The organism is Bacillus sp. AK031, from assembly GCF_053903065.1.
The window spans coordinates 3,749,334-3,770,494 of the sequence record NZ_CP096424.1; the positions used below are offsets into that span (position 1 = coordinate 3,749,334).

General features: G+C 35.7%; 23 protein-coding genes and 1 pseudogene. 7 read left to right on the plus strand and 17 right to left on the minus strand.

Annotation, left to right across the window (positions count from 1 at the left end):
* Positions 1–135 precede the first annotated feature (135 nt).
* On the plus strand, positions 136–549 hold the full coding sequence (gene arr, locus M1E09_RS19140; RefSeq protein WP_456272414.1) for an NAD(+)--rifampin ADP-ribosyltransferase: 414 nt from the start codon (positions 136–138) through the stop codon (positions 547–549).
* Positions 550–634: 85 nt separating this feature from the next.
* On the opposite strand, the gene M1E09_RS19145 is transcribed toward arr, so the two are convergent.
* Complete coding sequence (locus M1E09_RS19145) at positions 635–1,498, minus strand: AraC family transcriptional regulator (protein WP_456272415.1); 864 nt, start codon at positions 1,496–1,498, stop codon at positions 635–637.
* Between the two features lie 145 nt (positions 1,499–1,643).
* Between M1E09_RS19145 and M1E09_RS19150 the strand changes: the two genes are divergently transcribed.
* Entirely contained in the window at positions 1,644–1,859 is a 216-nt protein-coding gene (locus tag M1E09_RS19150) for a hypothetical protein (RefSeq protein WP_456272416.1), read from the plus strand.
* A 39-nt stretch (positions 1,860–1,898) separates the two neighbouring features.
* On the opposite strand, the gene M1E09_RS19155 is transcribed toward M1E09_RS19150, so the two are convergent.
* The 3 genes from M1E09_RS19155 to M1E09_RS19165 are packed head-to-tail and all read right to left on the minus strand — an operon-like array spanning position 1,899 to position 3,794.
* Positions 1,899–2,855, minus strand: coding sequence for a DUF4268 domain-containing protein (locus tag M1E09_RS19155; protein ID WP_456272417.1), 957 nt, complete (start codon positions 2,853–2,855; stop codon positions 1,899–1,901).
* Positions 2,856–2,910: 55 nt separating this feature from the next.
* Entirely contained in the window at positions 2,911–3,234 is a 324-nt protein-coding gene (locus M1E09_RS19160; protein ID WP_456272418.1) for a hypothetical protein, read from the minus strand.
* 53 nt (positions 3,235–3,287) lie between these two features.
* On the minus strand, positions 3,288–3,794 hold the full coding sequence (locus M1E09_RS19165) for a hypothetical protein (protein WP_456272419.1): 507 nt from the start codon (positions 3,792–3,794) through the stop codon (positions 3,288–3,290).
* 94 nt (positions 3,795–3,888) lie between these two features.
* Between M1E09_RS19165 and M1E09_RS19170 the strand changes: the two genes are divergently transcribed.
* Positions 3,889–4,020 carry a hypothetical protein gene (locus tag M1E09_RS19170; protein ID WP_456272420.1) on the plus strand — a complete coding sequence of 44 codons (132 nt, stop codon included), beginning with the start codon at positions 3,889–3,891 and terminating at the stop codon, positions 4,018–4,020.
* 74 nt (positions 4,021–4,094) lie between these two features.
* On the opposite strand, the gene M1E09_RS19175 is transcribed toward M1E09_RS19170, so the two are convergent.
* The 5 genes from M1E09_RS19175 to M1E09_RS19195 form a co-directional block, all read right to left on the minus strand.
* Positions 4,095–4,493, minus strand: a complete 399-nt coding sequence (locus tag M1E09_RS19175; protein ID WP_456272421.1) for a hypothetical protein — start codon at positions 4,491–4,493, stop codon at positions 4,095–4,097.
* 41 nt (positions 4,494–4,534) lie between these two features.
* The gene (locus tag M1E09_RS19180) at positions 4,535–4,909 is read right to left on the minus strand and encodes a hypothetical protein (RefSeq protein WP_456272422.1); all 375 of its coding nucleotides are present in this window, start codon (positions 4,907–4,909) and stop codon (positions 4,535–4,537) included.
* 63 nt (positions 4,910–4,972) lie between these two features.
* Positions 4,973–5,434, minus strand: a complete 462-nt coding sequence (locus M1E09_RS19185) for a hypothetical protein (protein WP_456272423.1) — start codon at positions 5,432–5,434, stop codon at positions 4,973–4,975.
* A gap of 230 nt (positions 5,435–5,664) precedes the next feature.
* Positions 5,665–6,252 carry a hypothetical protein gene (locus M1E09_RS19190; protein WP_456272424.1) on the minus strand — a complete coding sequence of 196 codons (588 nt, stop codon included), beginning with the start codon at positions 6,250–6,252 and terminating at the stop codon, positions 5,665–5,667.
* Positions 6,242–7,021, minus strand: coding sequence for a hypothetical protein (locus tag M1E09_RS19195; protein ID WP_456272425.1), 780 nt, complete (start codon positions 7,019–7,021; stop codon positions 6,242–6,244). The genes M1E09_RS19190 and M1E09_RS19195 overlap by 11 nt, the downstream gene beginning before the upstream one ends.
* Before the next feature lie 177 nt (positions 7,022–7,198).
* Here M1E09_RS19195 and M1E09_RS19200 point away from each other — a divergent pair, with 177 nt between their 5' ends.
* Complete coding sequence (locus M1E09_RS19200) at positions 7,199–7,408, plus strand: hypothetical protein (protein WP_456275060.1); 210 nt, start codon at positions 7,199–7,201, stop codon at positions 7,406–7,408.
* Positions 7,409–7,454: 46 nt separating this feature from the next.
* On the opposite strand, the gene M1E09_RS19205 is transcribed toward M1E09_RS19200, so the two are convergent.
* The 7 genes from M1E09_RS19205 to M1E09_RS19235 form a co-directional block, all read right to left on the minus strand.
* Positions 7,455–10,343 carry a DUF3427 domain-containing protein gene (locus M1E09_RS19205; protein ID WP_456272426.1) on the minus strand — a complete coding sequence of 963 codons (2,889 nt, stop codon included), beginning with the start codon at positions 10,341–10,343 and terminating at the stop codon, positions 7,455–7,457.
* Positions 10,344–10,456: 113 nt separating this feature from the next.
* A complete protein-coding gene (locus M1E09_RS19210; RefSeq protein ID WP_456272427.1) occupies positions 10,457–10,852 on the minus strand; it encodes a (deoxy)nucleoside triphosphate pyrophosphohydrolase in 396 nt (131 codons plus the stop codon).
* Between the two features lie 79 nt (positions 10,853–10,931).
* Positions 10,932–11,222, minus strand: a complete 291-nt coding sequence (locus M1E09_RS19215; RefSeq protein ID WP_456272428.1) for a nucleotide pyrophosphohydrolase — start codon at positions 11,220–11,222, stop codon at positions 10,932–10,934.
* 9 nt (positions 11,223–11,231) lie between these two features.
* Positions 11,232–13,175 carry a DNA/RNA helicase domain-containing protein gene (locus M1E09_RS19220; protein WP_456272429.1) on the minus strand — a complete coding sequence of 648 codons (1,944 nt, stop codon included), beginning with the start codon at positions 13,173–13,175 and terminating at the stop codon, positions 11,232–11,234.
* 44 nt (positions 13,176–13,219) lie between these two features.
* The gene (locus tag M1E09_RS19225) at positions 13,220–15,256 is read right to left on the minus strand and encodes an RNA-directed DNA polymerase (protein ID WP_456272430.1); all 2,037 of its coding nucleotides are present in this window, start codon (positions 15,254–15,256) and stop codon (positions 13,220–13,222) included.
* A 106-nt stretch (positions 15,257–15,362) separates the two neighbouring features.
* The gene (locus M1E09_RS19230; protein ID WP_456272431.1) at positions 15,363–16,616 is read right to left on the minus strand and encodes a hypothetical protein; all 1,254 of its coding nucleotides are present in this window, start codon (positions 16,614–16,616) and stop codon (positions 15,363–15,365) included.
* Between the two features lie 390 nt (positions 16,617–17,006).
* Positions 17,007–17,372 (minus strand): hypothetical protein, encoded by a 366-nt coding sequence (locus M1E09_RS19235; protein WP_456272432.1) that lies wholly within the window; start codon positions 17,370–17,372, stop codon positions 17,007–17,009.
* 234 nt (positions 17,373–17,606) lie between these two features.
* On the opposite strand from M1E09_RS19235, the gene M1E09_RS19240 reads away from it, so the two are divergent.
* From M1E09_RS19240 to M1E09_RS19250, 3 genes are all read left to right on the plus strand, one after another.
* Positions 17,607–18,410 carry a VOC family protein gene (locus M1E09_RS19240; RefSeq protein ID WP_456272433.1) on the plus strand — a complete coding sequence of 268 codons (804 nt, stop codon included), beginning with the start codon at positions 17,607–17,609 and terminating at the stop codon, positions 18,408–18,410.
* 115 nt (positions 18,411–18,525) lie between these two features.
* Positions 18,526–19,356, plus strand: a complete 831-nt coding sequence (locus M1E09_RS19245) for a nuclease-related domain-containing protein (RefSeq protein ID WP_456272434.1) — start codon at positions 18,526–18,528, stop codon at positions 19,354–19,356.
* 97 nt (positions 19,357–19,453) lie between these two features.
* Complete coding sequence (locus tag M1E09_RS19250) at positions 19,454–20,119, plus strand: DNA alkylation repair protein (protein WP_456272435.1); 666 nt, start codon at positions 19,454–19,456, stop codon at positions 20,117–20,119.
* Positions 20,120–20,234: 115 nt separating this feature from the next.
* On the opposite strand, the pseudogene M1E09_RS19255 reads toward M1E09_RS19250, so the two are convergent.
* A pseudogene (locus tag M1E09_RS19255) lies at positions 20,235–20,978 on the minus strand (AraC family transcriptional regulator); the annotation flags it as partial.
* Between the last annotated feature and the right edge of the window lie 183 nt (positions 20,979–21,161).

Sequence of the window (21,161 nt, forward strand, 5' to 3'; positions counted from 1 at the left end):
TATGTATTTGACGGTTGAAATACTTCTCTCTACATATAGTATACTACGAAAAATGAATTAATTACAGACTACTCTTTCAGGAATTCCTGGCCTATACTGTTAGAAACAAATCTACAGAATACGGAGTGAATCAATTTGAATGACAACAATGTCTTGGATAAAGGGCCTTTCTTTCATGGAACAAAAGCAGTACTAAAAATCGGCGAAGAGTTGGAACCGCAGCATCTTTCAAATTACCAGGACAAGAAATCAAACTATATCTATTTCACGGCAACATTGGAGGCTGCTAAATGGGGTGCTGAATTGGCAAGGACTTCAGCAAAAGAAAGAATTTACATCGTAGAACCCACAGGTGCTTTCGAAAATGACCCGAACGTAACCGACAAAAAGTTCCCCGGAAACCCAACGCGTTCTTACAGGTCTAAATCGCCCCTTAAAATAATCGCCGAACTAGGCTCATGGGAAAGACATTCCGATGAAGAAATCAATCATATGCTCACTTCTTTAAAAACACTGCGGGAACAAGGAAAAGATGTCATTTACGATTAATCTTCAAAAAGCCTTAATCTCTTTAAGTAAGGGAGTTTAAGGCTTTCCATGTTTATATTTCACTGAATACAATAATATTTAAATATTATTTTTTCCGAACAGGAATCCAAATTTCACTATAAGCAAAATCTTTTTTATTCTCATCCATTTTAGTAAATGAAAAAGCAGGCGCTTGGATGATTTCATAATCGGAAGCAGGAAGCCATTCTGAATATGTTTTTGCCATTGTTTCCTGTAACACCAATGGAAATGGCCCTTCATTTGGAAATATCGCCCAGGTACATGCTTCAACTCGTACTTTATCTAATCGATTACTTACTTGGTTTTCAGTCGTTAAAACACCTATTAAGTGAGTTAAATCTCCTTCTTCTTTCAGGAAATTTTCATCTGCATTATAAGAAGCATTAACAATTTCATAAGGTTCTATATTTTGAAGAGCATGCATTTCTTTTCTCTGTTCTTCTGTTATGCTCTGGGCAAGCTTTACTATTTCTTGATTTACACCCTCAAATTGCATAGGGACACGTTTACTTACACCAACTAAATGAAACGTTGGCTTGTCTTCAATTCTAAACTCCATAGAAACTCCTCCTCTTACAGTAATTAAAAATGAAAGTTTGGGAAATGATTTGCTAATCCTTGTTTTCATTACATCTGAGGGTAAAAAACCACACCATTTTTTAAATGCCCTGGTAAAACCGTCAACTGACTGATAACCATATTTAAAAGCAACATCCGTTACCTTTTCTCCGCTCAATAAATCCTTATTTGCTTCAGATAATTTTCTGTTTTTTACATACTCATTTAATGTCATCCCTGAAAGATGAAAAAATACGGTCCTAAAGTGATAGTCGGAAACCCCAGCATAGTCTGATATACTCTCAAGAGACAGGTCATCGGTTAAATGAACTTCAATATATTCAATGACTTGATTCAATTCTTTTAACAACTTACCCCTCCTTTCTTGAATACATAATAGCAAAGCAAGTATAAAAATACTCGACACTTTCAACATAAAAATATCGGATTGATAAACCTTTTTGAAGGGGTGCTAATGTAGAAGAAGGAAGACAAGATACACAGGAGGTCTTAACATGGAATTTACAGAACAGGAATTGGCAGAAGCAAAACGTCAAATTGATTCAACACTGCACAAACTAAGGGAAACAGTCAAAACGTTTGAGGGTAAAGAAAATCCAGGAAGATATAAATCACAAATTACTTTAGCAAAAAGACGGATAACGGCATTCGAGATTTCGTTATCATTGATTGAAAGAGAGATCGATGAGATGGGGAAGGGTCGGGCCTGACCACTGGTACGCAGTTTAACCCTCCCCCTCTGCTCCTATTTAACTAAGGAGATACCTTTTTCCTATACTTCTTAAAAGCTCCACATTTTGATAAATCCATGGGAATAGATCGGTTTCCCTGTAATCTTTATCTTCTTTTGAACGGTTGACATCATAATCTCTTTCAATTTTAATTCTAGAAGCTTTTGATCCATCCATGGAGTCAAAAATAACATCTTCTATATTAAACAAACTTTCTATTTCATGTTGGTTTTCTCTGAGTGTATTAAAATTTTCATTATTTATCTCAAGAGAAGAGTGTTGTAGATAAAGCTCTATCCTTAACTTGGAATTCTGAGCTAGACATGCATTAACTACTACTCCCGATTTCCCAACAGAAAAAGGCAACCATGAGTCTTTGTTGGGCCTTCTATTTTTTAATGAGGTATCACCCTGTCTTTCAAAATAATCAAGGAGTTCTTTCCAGAAATCCTTTCTAAATATATGACGAGGCGCTTCTTCATTTTTCACCACTTCTTTTATATCGCGTATGAACTCACTAGGGCCAGACTCTAAATGAAACCTAACAGCCGGACGAGAGGCATCTATTCTAATAACCTCTGGTTTAAGCAAGAAAAACGAAACTTCCTCACCTGTTATGTCATTTAACCATTCAATAGCTGATCGGTGTTCTTCTCGCACAGAAGGAGTAACCCATATAATAATTGCTGCGTCCAATCCTGATGCATATGTAATTAACTGACCTAAATGCTTATGGTCACTCTCTTCCAATTGATTTTCAATTACTACAACTTTATCTGTATTTTCAACTTTACCTAAAATATCTAATTTATAATTTCCCACCCTTTTTTCAGTTTGTTCAATTTCTATTGGTATTCCAATAACTTGTGAGATGGCTTCAACGTTTTGAGCCAACCAAGGAGTAAAATCTCGCTCTTCATGTTTCCAAACTTCACGTGCATCTATAACCTGGAGGTTTCCTAAAACTGTTTCCATTTTTCTGCCTCATTTCTACTTTTCAGTTTTGTTTCAAGCAAATTTAAAGTTAGTTCTACATGCTCTCTATAATCTTTAAATCACTTTTACCTTCCAACGTTGCATACCCTTCGCTAATAAGTATTGGACCTATATATGAAGCAATAGCAACCTTAGTTACATTAGATATTAACCACTCTCCTAAACTTCCTTTTGGTGGATTAGTACGGGATGTTCCTAGAGGCACAACCGATCCTTCAAAATTATCGAGCAATCTTAACCAATCTTTAGATGAAACATTCAATCTTCTATTGTTTCCAAAGTAAATAGTAGTACCCTTTGTGACACTGCCATCATAGCGAAATGGAATTTGTTTACTCAAAGTCTTTAATTTTGTCACAACCATCCTCCCTTTCGACTTAAAAGCGCTCCAGTTTTAATACTTTATGAACATCAACGATACTTCTCAATCCACCGAATCAACTTAGGTTTACTCGGGAAATACCACTGAGAACATAACAGGTATTTCTTCCCGTGAATAGCAATGGGCTTAGCATAATACCGATTCCGCCCAGTATGATCCTTTTTTAGCTCCTCCAGATTATTCATATCCATTATCTCCCTGAGTAAGGGAAAGTTCAGGTCAAAAATGTCTTTGGAGTAACTTATGTCCTTCAAGTTCTCTATCACTGCTAAAGGAACACGTCCACTTTCCAGAAGATTTTTCAAATCCGTTTTGGCAATTTCCCCTACCTTCTTCTCACTAACAGGCTCAGCTGCCACAGTTACTGCTGCCTCTTTTTCCACAACTTTGTATTCTTCATATTTACGGGCTTTCCGACTTAACTGCTTCAGCAACCTCTTCTTTTCCTCTATCTTTTCTTCCAACTCCAACAATTCTTTCTGCCTCAGGCTGATCGTCGTCTCAAGGTTTGACAGTTCTAAGATTTTCTTAAGCATGGGGGCCTCCTCAACTCGCTCGCACGATTCCAGTTATATCTATGTTATTATGATTATACCAAATAAAACCATATATTAGGAAAGGATCCCCAACATGCTTAAACAAGGAATCTATGAAGAAATAGAAGCTTCAGGAAGAGCTTGTGGTAACAAGGTTTCTATGTTGGCTTTTTATCAAGGAGGAGAAAAGAAAAAGTATATCTGCTTATATCAGCTTTGTTACTAAGAATACCTACAAGTGAGGAAAGAGGTATCATTCCTTCGTCAAAAAAATAAAAAAGGAGACCAGAATCTGTCTCCTTAAACTATCAATTTCAAATAGGACTCATAATGCTTATGCAAAAAACGGACAAACTCATCATTTGAGAAGTCATAAGCCTCAGTATTACAAATCGAAATATTTACTGCATCATTATTTTTCTGTATTTGTATAGCGGAGCTGTAGCCATTCAATCCATATATCAAGTTTAGGTTACCTAAGTCCTCTAACGTTATGTCTCCTTCAGAATGATCCATTGCTATAGAAAGATATTCAGGATTTACATCCAATTGCATCCAACGTTTATTTCTGTTTTTATTTGGTATATATGTTGAGATTCTTACATTACCTGACTTTAAAACAAAAGTCTTTAGCCTTATAGAAGGGAATTCCTTTTTCAAAACTATAACGAAATTTTCTCTTAATTGTTCACTAGTCATCAGTTTCTCCTACTTGGATGATTTTCTTTTGGATATCCTTACTATTCATATCTCTTCCCCGGCCACCTGATAAACTCACCTTTTGGACATTGGAACAAAACCTCTTGACCATCGATATTCCAAACGATTCCATTTGATTCGAGAGCCTCTTTCACAGCTGAAGACAGATCATGCCCGTAAGAATTCTTCCAACTGGAATACCTTGGCTTTTTCCGTTTCTCTGCATATTCCTCTCGAGTCCAAAACCCAACTTTACGCGCAAGCTCATCCAACTCATCTCCTGTTGTATGACACTTCCCATTTGGATAAGGTTTGCTTGGTTCTATACACCTCTTATCTTTATAATTCCCATAAAATCCTGAAACTCCATCCTCTATGTCTGGTAAACTCATATACCTTACAGTACGGACCTGCATTTCTCCTCCGACTCCTCTCAAATTTAGAAGCTCTTATAAGCAGACACTAGCCTTATTCTAATGTCAGACTCCAGCCACTTCCGCACTTTCGATAAAAAGCTTGTCCGGGAATGAATTATGGCGTAAAGTTTTAGGAAGTTTTCCTCCAGAACCTTTTACATGCATGGATCCGCTAGCGGGTACTTCTACAATAATGTTTTGATTTTCAGTTGAGCATAAATCAATCAAGTTAGAAAACTCCTGAATATCCAAGGTGCAAATCGTTTCATGACCGCAAACCAGGCATAAGAATACACGATTAGAGGTGTCAATATCCTGTTGGATAGCCTGAAGCTCACTTAAGCTGAATTTAAAATTCCAAGGGGAAGTCTGTTTGGTCAAATACTTAACAAAAAGTCTCGTGTCATGGTTCACTAGATAATGACCGTACTGTGAATCAACTTTATTTAATGCTTTAAAAGAACTATGCTCTGTGATTTGAGTGAGTACTGCTCCGTGATAAAGATCTTGAGTTTGTATTTTCATAAGATTCTCCTCATCTATTAGATTTTTCGATAAGCCTAGTTTTTTATCTAATTATAATTATACCAGAAAAACCCATATATTCCTTAAATTACTTTTGAACATATGAGAGTTTCAGCAATACTACCAAAATCTCAACAACCACTCTGCAGCTTACTATTTTTGTACAAATACAAAAAAGAGCAACCGTTTCCTAGGGGAGTTGGTTGCTGCATGAAGAATACTATATAACGTTATAAACGATCAAATGTATGAAAAACCTTTTCCAAAATGTTATCAGCTGTAATATCAGTAAGAGGGATGCTAGTGCTGGTTATCTTATTCACTCCCCAATAGTGACGGTCGCTTGCTTCCTGATCCTGCGGAGTAATCTGATAAGTGTCCCCTTTTCGCTGAATGTCCATTAAGTCTCCCTTTCTCAAAGGATAATAAAATCTCCAATGATGAGTAGGAGAGCATCCCTTCTGCCAATCATGTAAACTTTCATACTCAAATTTTGATAAACGGACGCGTGGAAGTTCTAGCTTTTCCTCTGGTTCCAGTCCATTATTATACAACTCGATTTCCATTACGTACAAAGGACCGTCACGCCATTCATTTTCTAATTCACCATCATTTTTATGTTGAAATAGGAGAATGAAATCCTGAATAAACCACCCTGTGAAATCACTATCAGACTTATACCGTAAAAACTTATCTACCACACTTACATAATTACTTTCCTGAGAACCTACTGTCTTACAATAATCCATCAACTTTTGGATATTTTCGTATGTATGGTATACCACACTGAACGCATTCCGGATATTATCAGAACTCATAATGAAATTCCTCACTTATTAAAAGATTTAGTTGAAAGTTAAAGGCAGGATTTTGCCGCGGTTTAAACCTGAAAAAGTCGTTCTCATTGATGGGTACTGGTAATCTGACCTCCATGCTGGTGAAATCCTCAAACCCCTTTCTTTTAAGAAGAGCAATCAAATCTTGAATAATAACTTGCTGAAAAGGATTATTCAGCCTCAGTTCTGTAAGCTGTTTCAAGAATTCCTGCCAGGAAATATATCCAAATTTGACACCCTTATCAATAATGCCCCGCTTAACCACATTCACGTATACTTCTTGACAAGACTTTCGGTCTGCGATGAAAAGCAGCAGTTTATTCTTTTCTTTTCCTCTTCTTGAGACAATTCGTGATTCCCTTGCTAACTGATTAAAACTAATAGTGATCTTTTCTTCCTTGCTTTTCACCTGTTCTAACTCACTTGTGACTTCATCTTCAGATGAAAGACCGCTGAGATACTTTACTTCTATTCCCATAATTACTTTTGGAAGTACCAGCATTAAGTCAATCTCACCTTCACGGTCGTAAGGCCAAAACTCCGCTTTATCCGACCACATTCCACAATCTATAAGATGAATATCTTCGCCAATCTCTTTTGGGTATACTCCTTTAGCTAATATTTCACCCAGGCCCTCCGAAAAAGGAATATAACGCAAGGCACCGAATACATTTCCAGTCAAGTTATCTTCCAGTCTCTCTGTTAAGTTAGAACCAATTCGACTAATCTTCCCATGGGTCTCTGCCAGCACTAATACTCCTCCTTTTCAGCTACTCCGAAACACGTACCCAAAGTCCAAATAAGGCAAGCCTATATCATTAACGTTCAAATTCATAATTCCTTCCCTTGGTTCGACTAATAAAAATGAATTTATTACTATGCAATAATTATACCAAATAAACCCATATATTAGAAAAGGATCCCTATCATGCTTATACAAGGAATCTATGAAGAAATCATTACGAAGAAGCTGCAGGAAGAACTGTCCGGCTCTGACTTGGATTTTGATATCGGCAAGTCCCCTCTGGATGTGGAGGAAGCGAGGAAAGTCATTTCTTTCTATAGAAAGACGGGGTACTTTAATACGTTAGCTACTGAGCATCTCGCCCTCACTCGTATAAAATATTGTAGGCTTTAAATAAAGCCTCTTCCTAAAACAGAAAGAGGCTCAAACAATACTTTATTTACTTATCTTCCATTAAATAATGATACAACGAAGACTCAACTTCATTTTCCAGATGTAGATTCATCCGAACTACAGGAAGTATTTTACCTTTGTCATTGACCATAGTTCCTTCTTCTTCACTACCTAGTTCTGGTAAGGCTTTTCCTAGATAATAAAAATCAGTTCCCTCATCGTCATCTTTCTTAATAAAGAAATGTAAGTCAATGCCCAGCTGTTTGGCGTTAAGAATTGTCTGTACTTCATCAGAATCTAATCTTCGATTACTTCGTGTCGACCATCTGAAGATCTCCTGATTAATGAATTCTTCAGTATAGTTGACACTCGATTCAACGTCTTCATTTTTATGATAGGTAACAAAGATCGGACAAGTACCATGCTTGGTTTTATAGCCAAAGACCGTTGCACTCTCGTCATTTTGCCAGTTCAATAACTTACATGCATCCTTACGGGAATATTTCTGAAATAGAGTTAATTGTTCTGAACAATCGTAACTTAAACTTTTCACTTTTGCCGTTTGTACAATATCAATAACTAAGAGATTAAAATAGGCATTAGACTCTAGCCTGTTCTGAAGTGTCTCATTAAAAGCGTATTTGTTATTCTTAAAGAAAACTATTGGCTTTTGCCCATACTTCTTGACTGAGTTCTGCGTATAGAAAGAAAGATCCAGGACTCTCTGTACGGACTCCAATGTTTCTTCATCTGAATGACAATTGTGAGATTCCAACTCTTGAACAAATCTTTCCTTTGTAACTGCTTCGTTCTCTAATAAAAGATCCAGAAGTAAGATTTCATGCTTCCTTTTCCCATTCAAGATTTCTTGAGAAAGCATAGTTAATACATCGAATTCATAGTTCGATATTTCAGGCAGACCTTCTTCTTTGACCTTATCTAAAAATTTATAATAATTGGTATGTTCCATTACAATAACAGAAGGGTCAATGGAGTTATGCTCTATGAAATCATATAAATAAGGAACTCTGCCGATTCTGTTTTTTAACTCCGTATAAGCTTCCCGTAGTATCTTCAAGGCTGTTAACTTACTATCATTGATTGATTTGAAAATTTGCTTTTTGGCTACTTCCTCAAAATTAATGGTAGATACACCTTGAATATAGTGGGTTTCCTTCGTATGACGACGTATATTGTCCTTGTTTTGTGAACGGTCCCCTGATAAAGCTACAGGGATAAGATAATTATTTTTATAATTTCCGATAAAATCAATAACGGTAACAAAATCTTTTGAGTCATGCTTTCTTAGTCCGCGGCCCAGTTGCTGGATAAAAATAATACTCGATTGGGTCTGCCTTAACATCACAACCTGATTTACGCTTGGAATATCAACACCTTCATTAAAGATATCGACCGTAATAATATAATCCAACAGACCATTTTCAAGTTGGGTTACCCTGAGTAACCTTTCCTCAGGAGAGTGATTCCCTAGAAGAGCGACCGTGTTTAAACCATGACTATTCAATGCTTTTGATAGTTCCTCAGCTTCTTCTTTGCGACTACAGAACATTAACCCTCTTACTTTTTCTCCCGAATAACTATAGTAGTCTATTTTTTCAAGGATGTGCTTTACCCTTTCTTCTGTGACAAGCTTTGATAATGCAGCAGTCTCATCTAGTAATTGCCCATTGTATTCATAATCCGTCACACCAAAATAATGAAACGGACAAAGCATATCTTCTTCAAGTGCTTCCTGCAACCGAATCTCATATGCAATATTGTAATCAAACAATTGATAGATATTGAAGTCATCAGTACGTTCAGGTGTAGCTGTCATTCCCATTAGAAATTTCGGTTTGAAATAATCCATCACTTTCAAATAGGACTTGGCCCCAGCTTTATGTACCTCATCCACTAAAACATAGTCAAACTCTGAATGATCAAACTGATGTAAAACATTATCCTTGGAAAGCGTCTGGATTGTAGCAAAAAGATATCTGGCATCCTGCTGCTTTGAATTTCCCGATAAAATACCATAATCCCTATCTGCCCCACCTAATATCTTTTGATAATCTGATTTTGCTTTTTGTAAAATTTGCTCTCGATGGACGATGAATAGCATTCTCTTTGGAGCAAAACGTCTCACATCAAAGGCAGATAAGTAAGTCTTACCCGTTCCAGTCGCGGAAACCACAAGTGCTTTTTCTTTTCCCTGTTCCCTTACATACTGGATACTTTGAAGAGCAGCTTCCTGCATCTTATTCGGTTTAACTTTAAGCGCTTCTTCTATAGAGTTGGTCTGGTACTGACTTGGCAGTTCAACAACTTGAGAACCATATGCAGGTGGTCCTTGATACTTCTTTTCATATTCCTCAATCCACTCAGATGTTAACAGGTCAGCCTCTTTCCAGACATCTTCGAACTGTTCGACAAAATGATGGACTATCTCCCCATTTTCATGTGAATTGAGTTTGACATTCCACTCATAGTTGGCCTTCAACGCCTGAGCAGTAAGATTAGAACTACCAACAATTAATGAGTAATGAGTATCATGCTTAAAGATATATCCCTTGGCATGAAACCCTTTCAGGGAAGTAAGTCTAACTTCCAAATTCGAAATCTTCATTAACTCCTTAAAGACCTTAGGCTGGTTAAACTGCAGGAATGTAGAAGTTAAGATTCTCCCCTTGACCCCTTTCTGGTTCAAATCCCAAAGATGCGACTTGAGTGTAGCTAAACCACTTTCTGTAATAAAAGCCACCGAGAAGAAAAAGTCTTTACAATGGGTAAGTTCCTCAACTAGTGAAGCCAACACATTCTCTTTATTTTGAGTGTTGTTTATTAATAACTTAGGTTTATATTGTGTCGATTTCCCATGGGCATGATCAATAAATCCTCTATAAATTGAATCTTGTAAGTTTTTAACAAAGTCCATTTCATGATCACCATTCATTTCCAAATTTATATTAAAATTGTAATCCTCTTAACCACCCCTGTAAACAGTGATCATAAAAAAAGCCATCCAACAAGAAAGTTGGATAGCTTTTTTTACGCGTATACTTTTGCAATTTTTTCAATGGCAGGAATATCAGCTGGCGCCCATTCCAAAGTGGACAACTCTTCAGGAGCCAACCATTTGATCGCAGCGTGCTCTGTAAGAACTGGTTCTCCTTCGATTAGCTTACAATAATATGTAGTCAAATGAACAATGCCAAAATCATACTCATAAACTGTATGTTCAATCTGTTCACTAATATCTATTGTGCAACGCATCTCTTCTTTGATTTCTCTTTTAAGAGCATCCTCAGGCTTTTCTCCTTCTTCAATCTTACCACCTGGGAATTCCCATAATAGTGGTAATGACTTTTCAGTACCTCTTTGAGCGCAAAGGATTTTGCTGTCTTTAAAAATTACTGCTCCTACTACGTGGATGTTTTTTTTCATCTGTTCCTCCTATGTATGAAGGTATTTTTAAAACCAGGATATCATACCTCACATAAGTACTACAATGTAGTAGAAGGAATTACTTAGGATACTTAATCCCATTCTTCTCAAGCTTCTTATAAACCTCTTCCTCCAAATCTACATCCATCCGATCAGCCAACTGCACTAAATAAATTAGTACATCTGCCATTTCCTCTTTGATATTCTGCCTAGTATCCGCAGCAGCCTCTTCACTTGTTTTCCATTGGAAATTCTCCAGTAGTTCACTAGCTTCAAGGACAATGGATATCGCCAGGTCCTTTTCTTTGTGGTAATCCTTCCAACCTCGCTCATCTCTGAACTTTATTACTTCTTTAATTAGATTCTCCATAACTTCTCCTTACTTATATTCTTCTGTGTCTTCTGCAACTCTTGAACCAGGTTTAAAGAACTCGTTTTCTTCATATACAGTGTTGCTGTGCTCATACCGTTCCCTCAAATAAGAGGCAAGAGCAGAATCTGTACAATAAACATAGCAGCCCTTTTGTCCACGGGTCATTAAAGTTCTGTAAGTATTCCTGATAATTTCATCTGCCAGCTTTTTGGCTTTCTCAGGATCTTCCTTCAGCATTTTCTTCAAACCTCTTAAGGAGGAGTCTGTTTTGGCACGCTTAGTATGATCTGTAATGACCTGACCATTTTCATATCTCATGTCATCGCCAATAATGACTCCGACATATTCAAACTCCAGTCCCTGACAGGTATGGATACAACCTGCTTCCTTAACTGACTCAGGGTCAATCGCCCAAGTATCAGAATTCCCTAGATTCCAGCTCATTTTAAAACCGTAATCATCCAACATAATATCATGGTAATGAGGATTACTTTTCCCTTCCTTATCCCAGTTCCAACAATAGCCTGCAACCATACGAGACTTATTGTTAGTGTTCTTGCTTTCGATTACTCTCCTCAAGTCATTCGGATTATCAAAAACTTTAAAATCATACTGGCTTCCAATATAGTCAGAGTTCGCTGTTTCACGGATTTGCAGCACATCATCCAGCCAAGCTAGATAGCCATCTGATCCATTACAACGAAATTGTGATTCTAAGTTCATAATCGTTAAGTGAGCATTATTTTCTTCTGCATAACGATCAATTTCACTTATGCTGCCCGCATCTTTTAATGTTACCCTCTGCCTTTCGTCTATAAAGAAAACCGAGAACTTTGATGCCTCTATTATTTCCTTAGTCTGATTTTCACCGAGGTTTTGAAACATACCTGATTTCAAATTCAACCTGTGCGCTTCATCGACAATTAAAGCATCAAACTCATCTCTTGGAGCATTGATATAACTCCCCGACCCCTTAAACAAGTTATCAATATGCCCTTTTCTGTAGTCCCTTTTAAGCTTATTAGCATAAATATTTCGAGGTGCAGCATTCTTGGTCACATATTGGCAAACCATGCTCTGGCTTGTTAAATGAACCAACAGGTTGATAGCGAGGACTGACTTCCCGGTACCTGGCCCACCTTTTACAACCAACACCTGCTTGGTATTTGTTCTAAGAGCCTCTTTGGCCAAGTGAATCGCTTCTTCGTAAACTACCTTCTGGTCATCAATCATCACAAACTCTTCATTGCCCTTTAACATCAGGTTCAAGGAATCCTGCAATGACTTGGAAGGCCTGATACGGCCATTCTCAATTTTGTATAGAATCTCTTTATTATCACCGAACTGTATGTAACGTTTAATAAAATTCCGAAGCTTTTGAGCCTGCCCCTTCACAAAAACAGGAGCCTGTTCAATATAGTAATTATAAACCGGATCAGTTAAGGGATCCTGGTCCCCTTGGTTCAAATAATTATGTAAGTATGCACAAGGATACAAGCTCATATCCTCATTCTGAGCGTTTTCATTATAATCCTTAATCAAAGAAGCATAAGACCAGGCCTGATAAGATGGGTGAGTAGTTTCCACCAGTCCTCGGTTCATGGCCGTTTTGACGATAGCTTCTTTGCCCCGTATCACCTCAACGGACTCCCATTGCTTCAATTCAACAATAACTATTGAGTCCTTGTCAGCACTCCTGCCGGAGATAAGGAAATCCACACGCCTCGATGTATGAGGAATTTTAAATTCGATTGCTACACCAGCATCGTTAGGAATATCATTATCACTTAAAACCCGAAACATGTATTGCATCGAGTTATCCCAAGAGCGAACCTCACGCTCATTGATTTTACCGATTTTGGTATTATAGTTATTGCATATGTTGTTGACTAGTTCATCGTGGAAAACGTCTTCTAGGAATTCTAATTTTGTTGCTTCGTAGACGATCATAAATTCAATCCTTCTTTAATTATTATTAACTTTTAGATAGTCATTTATCGTGAAATACTAAACTGACTAATTATATCTGGATTAAAAACTGTTCTATCTTTAGTATAAAAATAAAATTTCTTATAGTAATTTTCTTTGGTAAAATTCCATTCAATAAAATGATAATCATTTTCTATTAAAAACTCTAAGATTACTCTTTTTGCCTGATCACCTATATCTTCACTTAATTGACCTTGTAATCTTTTAAGATTAATCACAATCTCTTTTTTTATATTTTTATTTATTCTTGGATAACTAATAAAAATGAAAACCCACCAGCTAAGTTCATCTTGAAAGAAATCATCCCAATTTATCTTTTCTACCTTCTCCTTAATTATTTGGTTAACTGACTTTACATATGGAGTTGAGTTGATAAGGCTTGTTTCATAGAATAGACATAATGCTGCGACTTGTAACGGATTTTCTTCTTTTATAATCTTCTCTGTAATCTTAAGGATGTTATCGTTTGAAAGATTTATTCTGTTACTAGAAAAAAATAAAAGTAAGTCTATCCAATCATTTGTATATCCTTTAAAGATATCATTGTCAAACCGCTCTAAATTCTTTTCAATTAATGATGGAAAGTCTTCAGGTGCTTTTTCAACTAATAGGGAAAGAATTCTAATCAATTTTTGTGATGAAGAATATGACACATCTTTAGAATATAAAAATAATATAAATACAATAAATTCGTTTAGTTCCATATTTATATTGAATATTTTGTTTTGCCCATTCTCCACTTTCTTTAATACAGCACTTAAAATATAAGAACAAATAAGGGAACTTTCATTTGTTTCGTTGATAATTTTCAATACCTTATTCCTTAAATCTATATATTTAATTTTTTTTATAGCTTTAGTAAAAGGACTCTTTTGTATTCTTTTATCATTTATCGTTTCAATTCCTGCTGCAGCTTGAATAAGCGTTTCCGTCAACTCTTCTTTTATTTCTAAACTATTCAATAGGTCAGTAATATTACTCACAAAATTACTTTGCTCAGATTTAAAAATCTTTTCAATATCTTGTATAACGGGTGAAACTTCAATAAGCCAACTACTGTTAATTTCATTCTTCTTCATCTTTGTTAACTTCATATTGTTTATTTTAAGTTGAAATTCATTTAAGATGCTGACAATCTCATCTTTGATTAGAGATTGATTGGCCTCAATATTAGTGCAAATATAATAGTCATCGACAAATCTATACACTATATAATCTCTTCCTTCGAAAAGATTGGCTTCTCTAAGATTTTCTATCACTTTTTGGTCAAGATGTGTAAATAAAAATTCTGCTAATAACCTACTCACTTCAGGTCCTACAATAATCCCATTTGTTTTAGAGCCATTTATATTTTGTAGAAAAGTATCAATATTTTTATATACCGAATTTGAATTACGAAGGTTTTTTGAGTCGTATACCTTATTTGATATCAACCATTTAAATGAGTGTGTATATATACTTGGAAAACAATCTTGTATATCTAATTTCAGCAAAAGGTCGAATTTGTCTCGTGCAAATAAATACCTCTTGCTATTAAGGAGGTTGGTAATACTTTTGAAAGGATAATGCTTAAAATATGATCCACTTGATTCAAGAGAAATCTGGAGTTGCTTTTTCGAATCAGGATCTCCAGAATAATATACAGTTTGGTTTTTATCTTTCTTATAAGTTAAACTATTGGTTCTATAGGCTTTTCTGCAAGAAAAGTCAATTTTATTGTGTAAGATATTTATTATGTCATTCTCAAATAAATTAATAAAAATTAACGATTCCAATAAACCAAGTGGGTTTATTAGTGAAATCTCCCTAAAATTTTCTTCCTTTTTTGATATTTTAAATTTTAATGGAGCATTATGCCATGTAGGGTCAAAATAAGTATTATGGCTTTTCATGTTTTTGATTAAACTACTAAGCTTTTCTTTATTTTTTTGCAAAAAATTATAAAAGAATATATGAGTATAGTGGTTACCCTTCTCATAGGGTAGCAAGTCAGTTAAAAGGAAATCAGTAAACTGTCTATTAAATTTGTAATTTGTATTCACTTATTGACACCTCTGTTTTTTATTGATAATCTATTTTTACACAATATCGAGACTTGGCACTTGCTAAGTTTCAAAAGTATAGGCGAGATGTTTTCATCTCGCCTTACTAATTCAAACTGTTAAGTAGTAAACCTGCTAGCTCACTGTATCCTTCCTCTTCTACTTTACCCTCATGTACTAACTCCAACTTAGTTTTTAATTCTTGATAGTTGAGTCCAATTTGTCTATGTAACAAAAGCGCCTTATTATTTAGAAAACATGAAATGAACTTATTATTTTGTATTTGATTATTTATTTTCGGAGGAATTGGCATTCCATTTTTGCGAAAATTGATTTCAATAGTTTTGTTAAATAATTTCTTAGTATCTTTTGTAATTTTACTGAACTCATAATCAGAATTAATAAATCGTTTTAATTCCTTATAACTATCACTTATACCTCTTACTTGCCATTTGTAATTCTTATCTCCCTTTTTGTCTCCAAAGAACACTATTCTCTTGTAGAATAGCTCTAATTTGAAGCTGAGTTTTTCAATATCCCCCGAATTTTTGTATTCTAAAACAAACTCTTCAATTTTAGAGTTATATTTTTCAAGCTTTTTTCGGGAAATACCAAACTTAAACTGATCCTGATTAGATTGTCCCTTTTGAAAAGAATATCCTAGATAGTCGATTTCGTAACCTGAACTTTGATCATTAGCATACTGGGTTTTCCGTTTGTTAAGCTCCAGTTTTTTCCCAAATGTTTTGTCGATAGCTAATGATACTAGTTCCTCTGTTTGTGTTTTGTTTATCTTTTCATCAAGAATTAAAATACAGTCATCTACGTATCTAGCATAAAACAAAAAACCTCTTTTTCTAAAAAGTTTTTTTATCTCATAATCAAACTTCTCTCCACTTATTTCAATCAAAGAATTATGAAGTCCTATTCCTGGGGTATAACTACTAACACTCTGAGTATACTTCTTCAAAAATTCTTTTTCTGTTGGGTTTAACTTAATCCTAGTATTTAACTCTTCAAAGTTCTTTCTTGTACATATATTGTAAAAAAAGTCTTTAAAATCGAATTTAAAAATCGTATAGTTTTTATAAAGATGTAAATAAGGAATTATATTCATTAGTTCAGACATGATAAAGGACCTGTTCGGAAACCTAATACCACTATGGTTTACAAGGAGTTTATAATAATCAAGAACTACCTGTTCCTCTAAAGTAACCCGATCTTTATCTATGATAGTTCTATTTTTCACTATTTTTGTGTTATATTGATTAATAACTTTTTTAGTGTAAACCAAATTTTGAACTTCCTTCTCAGTCATATCAAATTTCATAGCAATTCTTTTTATTATTTTCCCTCTCACTATATCACTCCACATTTTTTTAAAAAGCTTAGATTTTGCAAAACTACCAAGGAGACTTTATACCTATTACCATTAAAACAATAATCTACATAATTTAATATAAATATAAACAAATATTCCCAAAAGAATATTTACAGGAAAAATGAGGCCTGACTTCAGTATTTAATACTTTATAATAATGGGGGCAGGCACTGAATTTTCGTGTGTCCCTCGTTCCGTTTCTTACACTTCTAGCATTCATGGTTGTCACGTTCAGCACTTTCCGCCTAATTGTTTGATAATCACCTAAATTATAGAACTTCATCTTTTTTTATTTTCGCAATCGGACAAGCCCTCTACTACTTTCTGTTTTATAAAAAAGCCACTCATAAATGGGGGCTGGCTTTCCTATTAAAAACTATAATCAAAGTATAAGCCTTTTTCGTAATCGTATACTGTCACTGAGTGACCTGAGATTTTACACTCAAAATGATTATTGACATCGTAATCATAACCAGTTACTTTATCGCTTGCCTGCTTAATCAGCTCAATGCTGCTATTATTTCCATAATGATATAAATCATATTTCCCATTGTTCTCATTTCCACTTATATGACATCCGATACTATAGTCATAAACATTTATTCGATTCAACGTTACTTCTCCATCGATTGTTATATACCTACCTGCACTGTAGTCATATACATCACTCTTCGATAATCCTGTTGCTAATCTTAAAGCAATATAAGCTATACCTGCTCTTGTCTCATTTTTCATTGTATTTCCTCCTTTTTCGTATCTTTTCGACATTAAAGCAGTGTTTTCCTTTATTTTTCCATTTCCCCAATACCTTCTCATTGCAACACTTTGCCTGGTGTAACTATCCCCGGGAACTGTGGGACAGGACCTTGGCCACCAATATTAAATCTTTTGATGGCCTAGACACTCAGCTCCTTTCTGAAAACCTGCTAAAATAGAATCACACCACCAAACAGAAACGAGGGATATAAAATGACGTCACTTGCCTTTGATCATCTTGTTCACTTTTCATCTGACCCTACATCCGCGAGAGAAACGATGCTGCAGCATGGCATTCAGGTTATTGAGGGAGGAAAGCATGAAAACTGGGGAACTTATAACACGCTTGCTTATTTTGGGTTAGGTTATATCGAGTGGCTGGGGATTCAAGATTCATCTGTTTCCATGAAGGTTGACGATAACCCGCTGATTCAACAGCTTGTCACTGAGCTACCTTTGGGAGACCACCCGGGGAGGATCGCTCTCAGGACGAATAACATGGATCAACTTGCTGTTGAACTTAAAGAAAAAGGTCTGAAGCTCCATGGCCCTGTCAAAGGTTCGCGGTTAACTGACAGTGGTGAACTTTTGCAATGGTCCATGCTGTTTATCGCGGAGGAGCCTCCAACACTTCCCCTTCCCTTCTTCATCCAATGGGGAGAAGATGATGCTGTCAGAAGAGAGAAACTGAAGGTATACTCCAGCCATCCAGCCGGCTCTCTTCAAATAAAGGATGTGTTGTTAGCAGTTGAAGATTTGGATGATAAAATTTCCAGATGGTCTTCTCTTTTCGATCTGCAAATCGGAGAGGCGTATATCAATGAGGATTGGGGGGCAAAATGCCAGCGCATTTACCTGCCGAACGGAAACCTGTTGTTTTGTACTCCTGTCGAGGATGGTATCGTTAAAGATTTCCTCCATTCATTTGGCGAAAGACCCTTTGGTCTTCAGCTTGAAAACGGTAACCAGAACCAATCCATTCTATTACAGGGAGCACTATACGAGATTACCAAATAGTGACTTGAGAGGTTTAATCTTAGAGGGTTGTGGGTTTCTTATTCCTCTAAGACGTGGTAAGTTTTACCACAAAAAAGTTACAATAATGGTATATCAAACTAGCAAGGAGCTAATCATGCTATTATTCCTAAACTTTTTAAAGAAGAAAAAGAACGAGGATAAACCAAAACAAGCTAATGTGACCAAGCCAAAACCAAAAAAGGTGAATGAACAGGTTGCTGCTAGAAAAGGTGAAATAGGAGAATACAAGATTGATATTCAACTTGATCAGCTGCCAAAGGAATATCGATACTTAAGCGATCTCCTCGTTAAAAATCCCAAAGCAAAGTCAGGTTATTCACAAATTGACCATGTGGTTTTAACTCCATACGGTATCTTTGCGATTGAAACCAAAAACTATCAAGGAACCATCTATGGTGGGAAAGAGCGTAAAACGTGGTTGGTTAATGGAAAATTTAAAATGATGAACCCTTTTGTGCAAAACTACGGACATATAAAGGCATTAACTTCACTTATTGATACGAAGTACCATGAATTTTTCATCTCAATGGTATCATTTACAAAACGCTGCACTTTTAAAGTGGACTTAGATTACCGTAAAATAGCATCTAACGAAATTATCGTTTATGACATCGAGCTATCAGAGTTTATCCATCGGAAAGTCTCAGTATTAAAAATGCAACATAAAGAGCCTCTCCTAACTGAAAGTGATATCTTAGCGATTTTCAATACCTTTTCAAAGGCGAATATAACTGACCCGAAAGTTAGAGAAGAGCATAAGCATGCCTTAAAGACGAATGCTCCAGAAGAAAAGAAAGCTTCAGGGGCTACTTGTACAGTCTGTAATAAACCTGTTTCAGATAAAGTTAGAGCGTATTGTTTATCAAACAATACTTTCAAAGGCAATATCTTTTGTTATGAACATCAGAGGACTGTTCAAAAATAGAACCAAACTCATCATTTATGGGGGAGAAATTAAGTTCTCGATATTTCCCGTCATGGACATATTATGAAACCGTGCTTTAAAAAAGGAGTTGTTTAAAATGGAGGAAAAAAAAGATACAGAAATAAAACGCTCTTCAAAAGCAGAAAACATTCTATCTCAGATCAATAGTAAAACGAAGCTGGGAGACTTACGAAAAATCGCGAAGGGCATTAAAAAAGATCATGAACTAGCTATGGAACTTTGGGCAACTGAAGAGTATTCGCCAAGACTATTAGCAATCTTGATTATGGACAAAAAACTTCTTTCACAAGATGTTCTAAATAGGCTTGATAAGGATATGCAGACTCACTCTTTTGATGAACGGAATAACTTAATGGATTGGTTAATGGCTAATCAGCTCACCAAAGACAAGAAGAGAATTGCATTGATGGAGTCATGGGAAAAGAGTCCTTCTGCTCTTCAAAGGCGAGCTTTCTGGTATTATCAAGGGCGATTGAGATGGACCGGACAAACACCGCCTGATAATACCGCAGACTTGCTATCTGCATTAGAAACTGCTATTGCGCAGGAAGAACCCGAAGTTCAATGGGCTATGAATTTCACCGCAGGCTGGATCGGCATTTATGATGAACAGAATCGTGAACGTTGTATTAAACTTGGTGAGAAAACGGGACTTTACAAAGACGAAAAAGTATCAAAAGGATGTACTCCCAGCTATTTGCCGGAATTCATTACGATTGAAGTTAACAAACGACATAAATAATTAGTTACCTTTGAAACATTCAATTGGAGTTTAAAAACAAAAGACGTAAAGTATCAAACTGATGTTCCGAGTCATCCTTGATACTGGGAAACCGCAGCCCCCGTAATCCCTTAATTTACTTTGTTTTGTTAATCAGCTCCATATATTGTGTATCTCCATATCCTATTGTTGGAAAGACCTGAAATAACCGCTCAAGCAATTCGGATTGGGGTAAGTGTTTATTTTTAGAGATATATTTTACGACGATGTTATTTTCGGTCTGCATTTCTAAGAATAACTCGATTGCCTGATACATCACTGGAAGCAGTTCACCAGCCGGTTTCTTATGATTGACTAATACCTCTTTATAGATGGAATGATAACCACCCAAAGTAAGCTCTGTTTGGCTTACTTTACATTCATCTTCTCTGAAGCTATTTAAAAACACTTTGCCCCCGTACTGAGACTGTTCAAGATAGGCAAGGATCGTTAGAAGATTCATCTGACAAAACATGTCTTCTCCAAACCATAAAACAATATAGTTATAGTTTTTTTCAAAAAGATTGTGTAAGGGTTTTATTACCTTATTTCTGTAATTTTCGACAGAGTCATGATGTCCTGATGCTCTGGTTTGAATAAACTTATTGTCAAAAATAGTTGTTGTAGTCGGATGTACACACATTGCTTCATTAAAAGGGGCATAGTCAGAATTCCCCATTAGCTTTTCACTTTTAAATTCTTCATACATTACTTGTCCGTTTAATATGTTAAGTACATCCTGATCAAACAGTTCTCTCTTTTTATGTTTTAATTGTTCAACCTCTGTTTCTAAGTGGAGATTCATTCCACCACCTCCTTGATGAATAGTGAGCTTACCAAATTCATTTGCATCACTCTGAATAAAATTATACCTTACATCGATTTTGAGTATTAAACAAACGTTTGATTAATTCTATCCTCCTCGATTTTTCCCGCAGCATACCAGCTAAACTTAATAAAATTCAATGTCACGGTCCCACCCAGTCCATTCCGATGCATGAAAGTTAATGTATTTGTTTTTGGA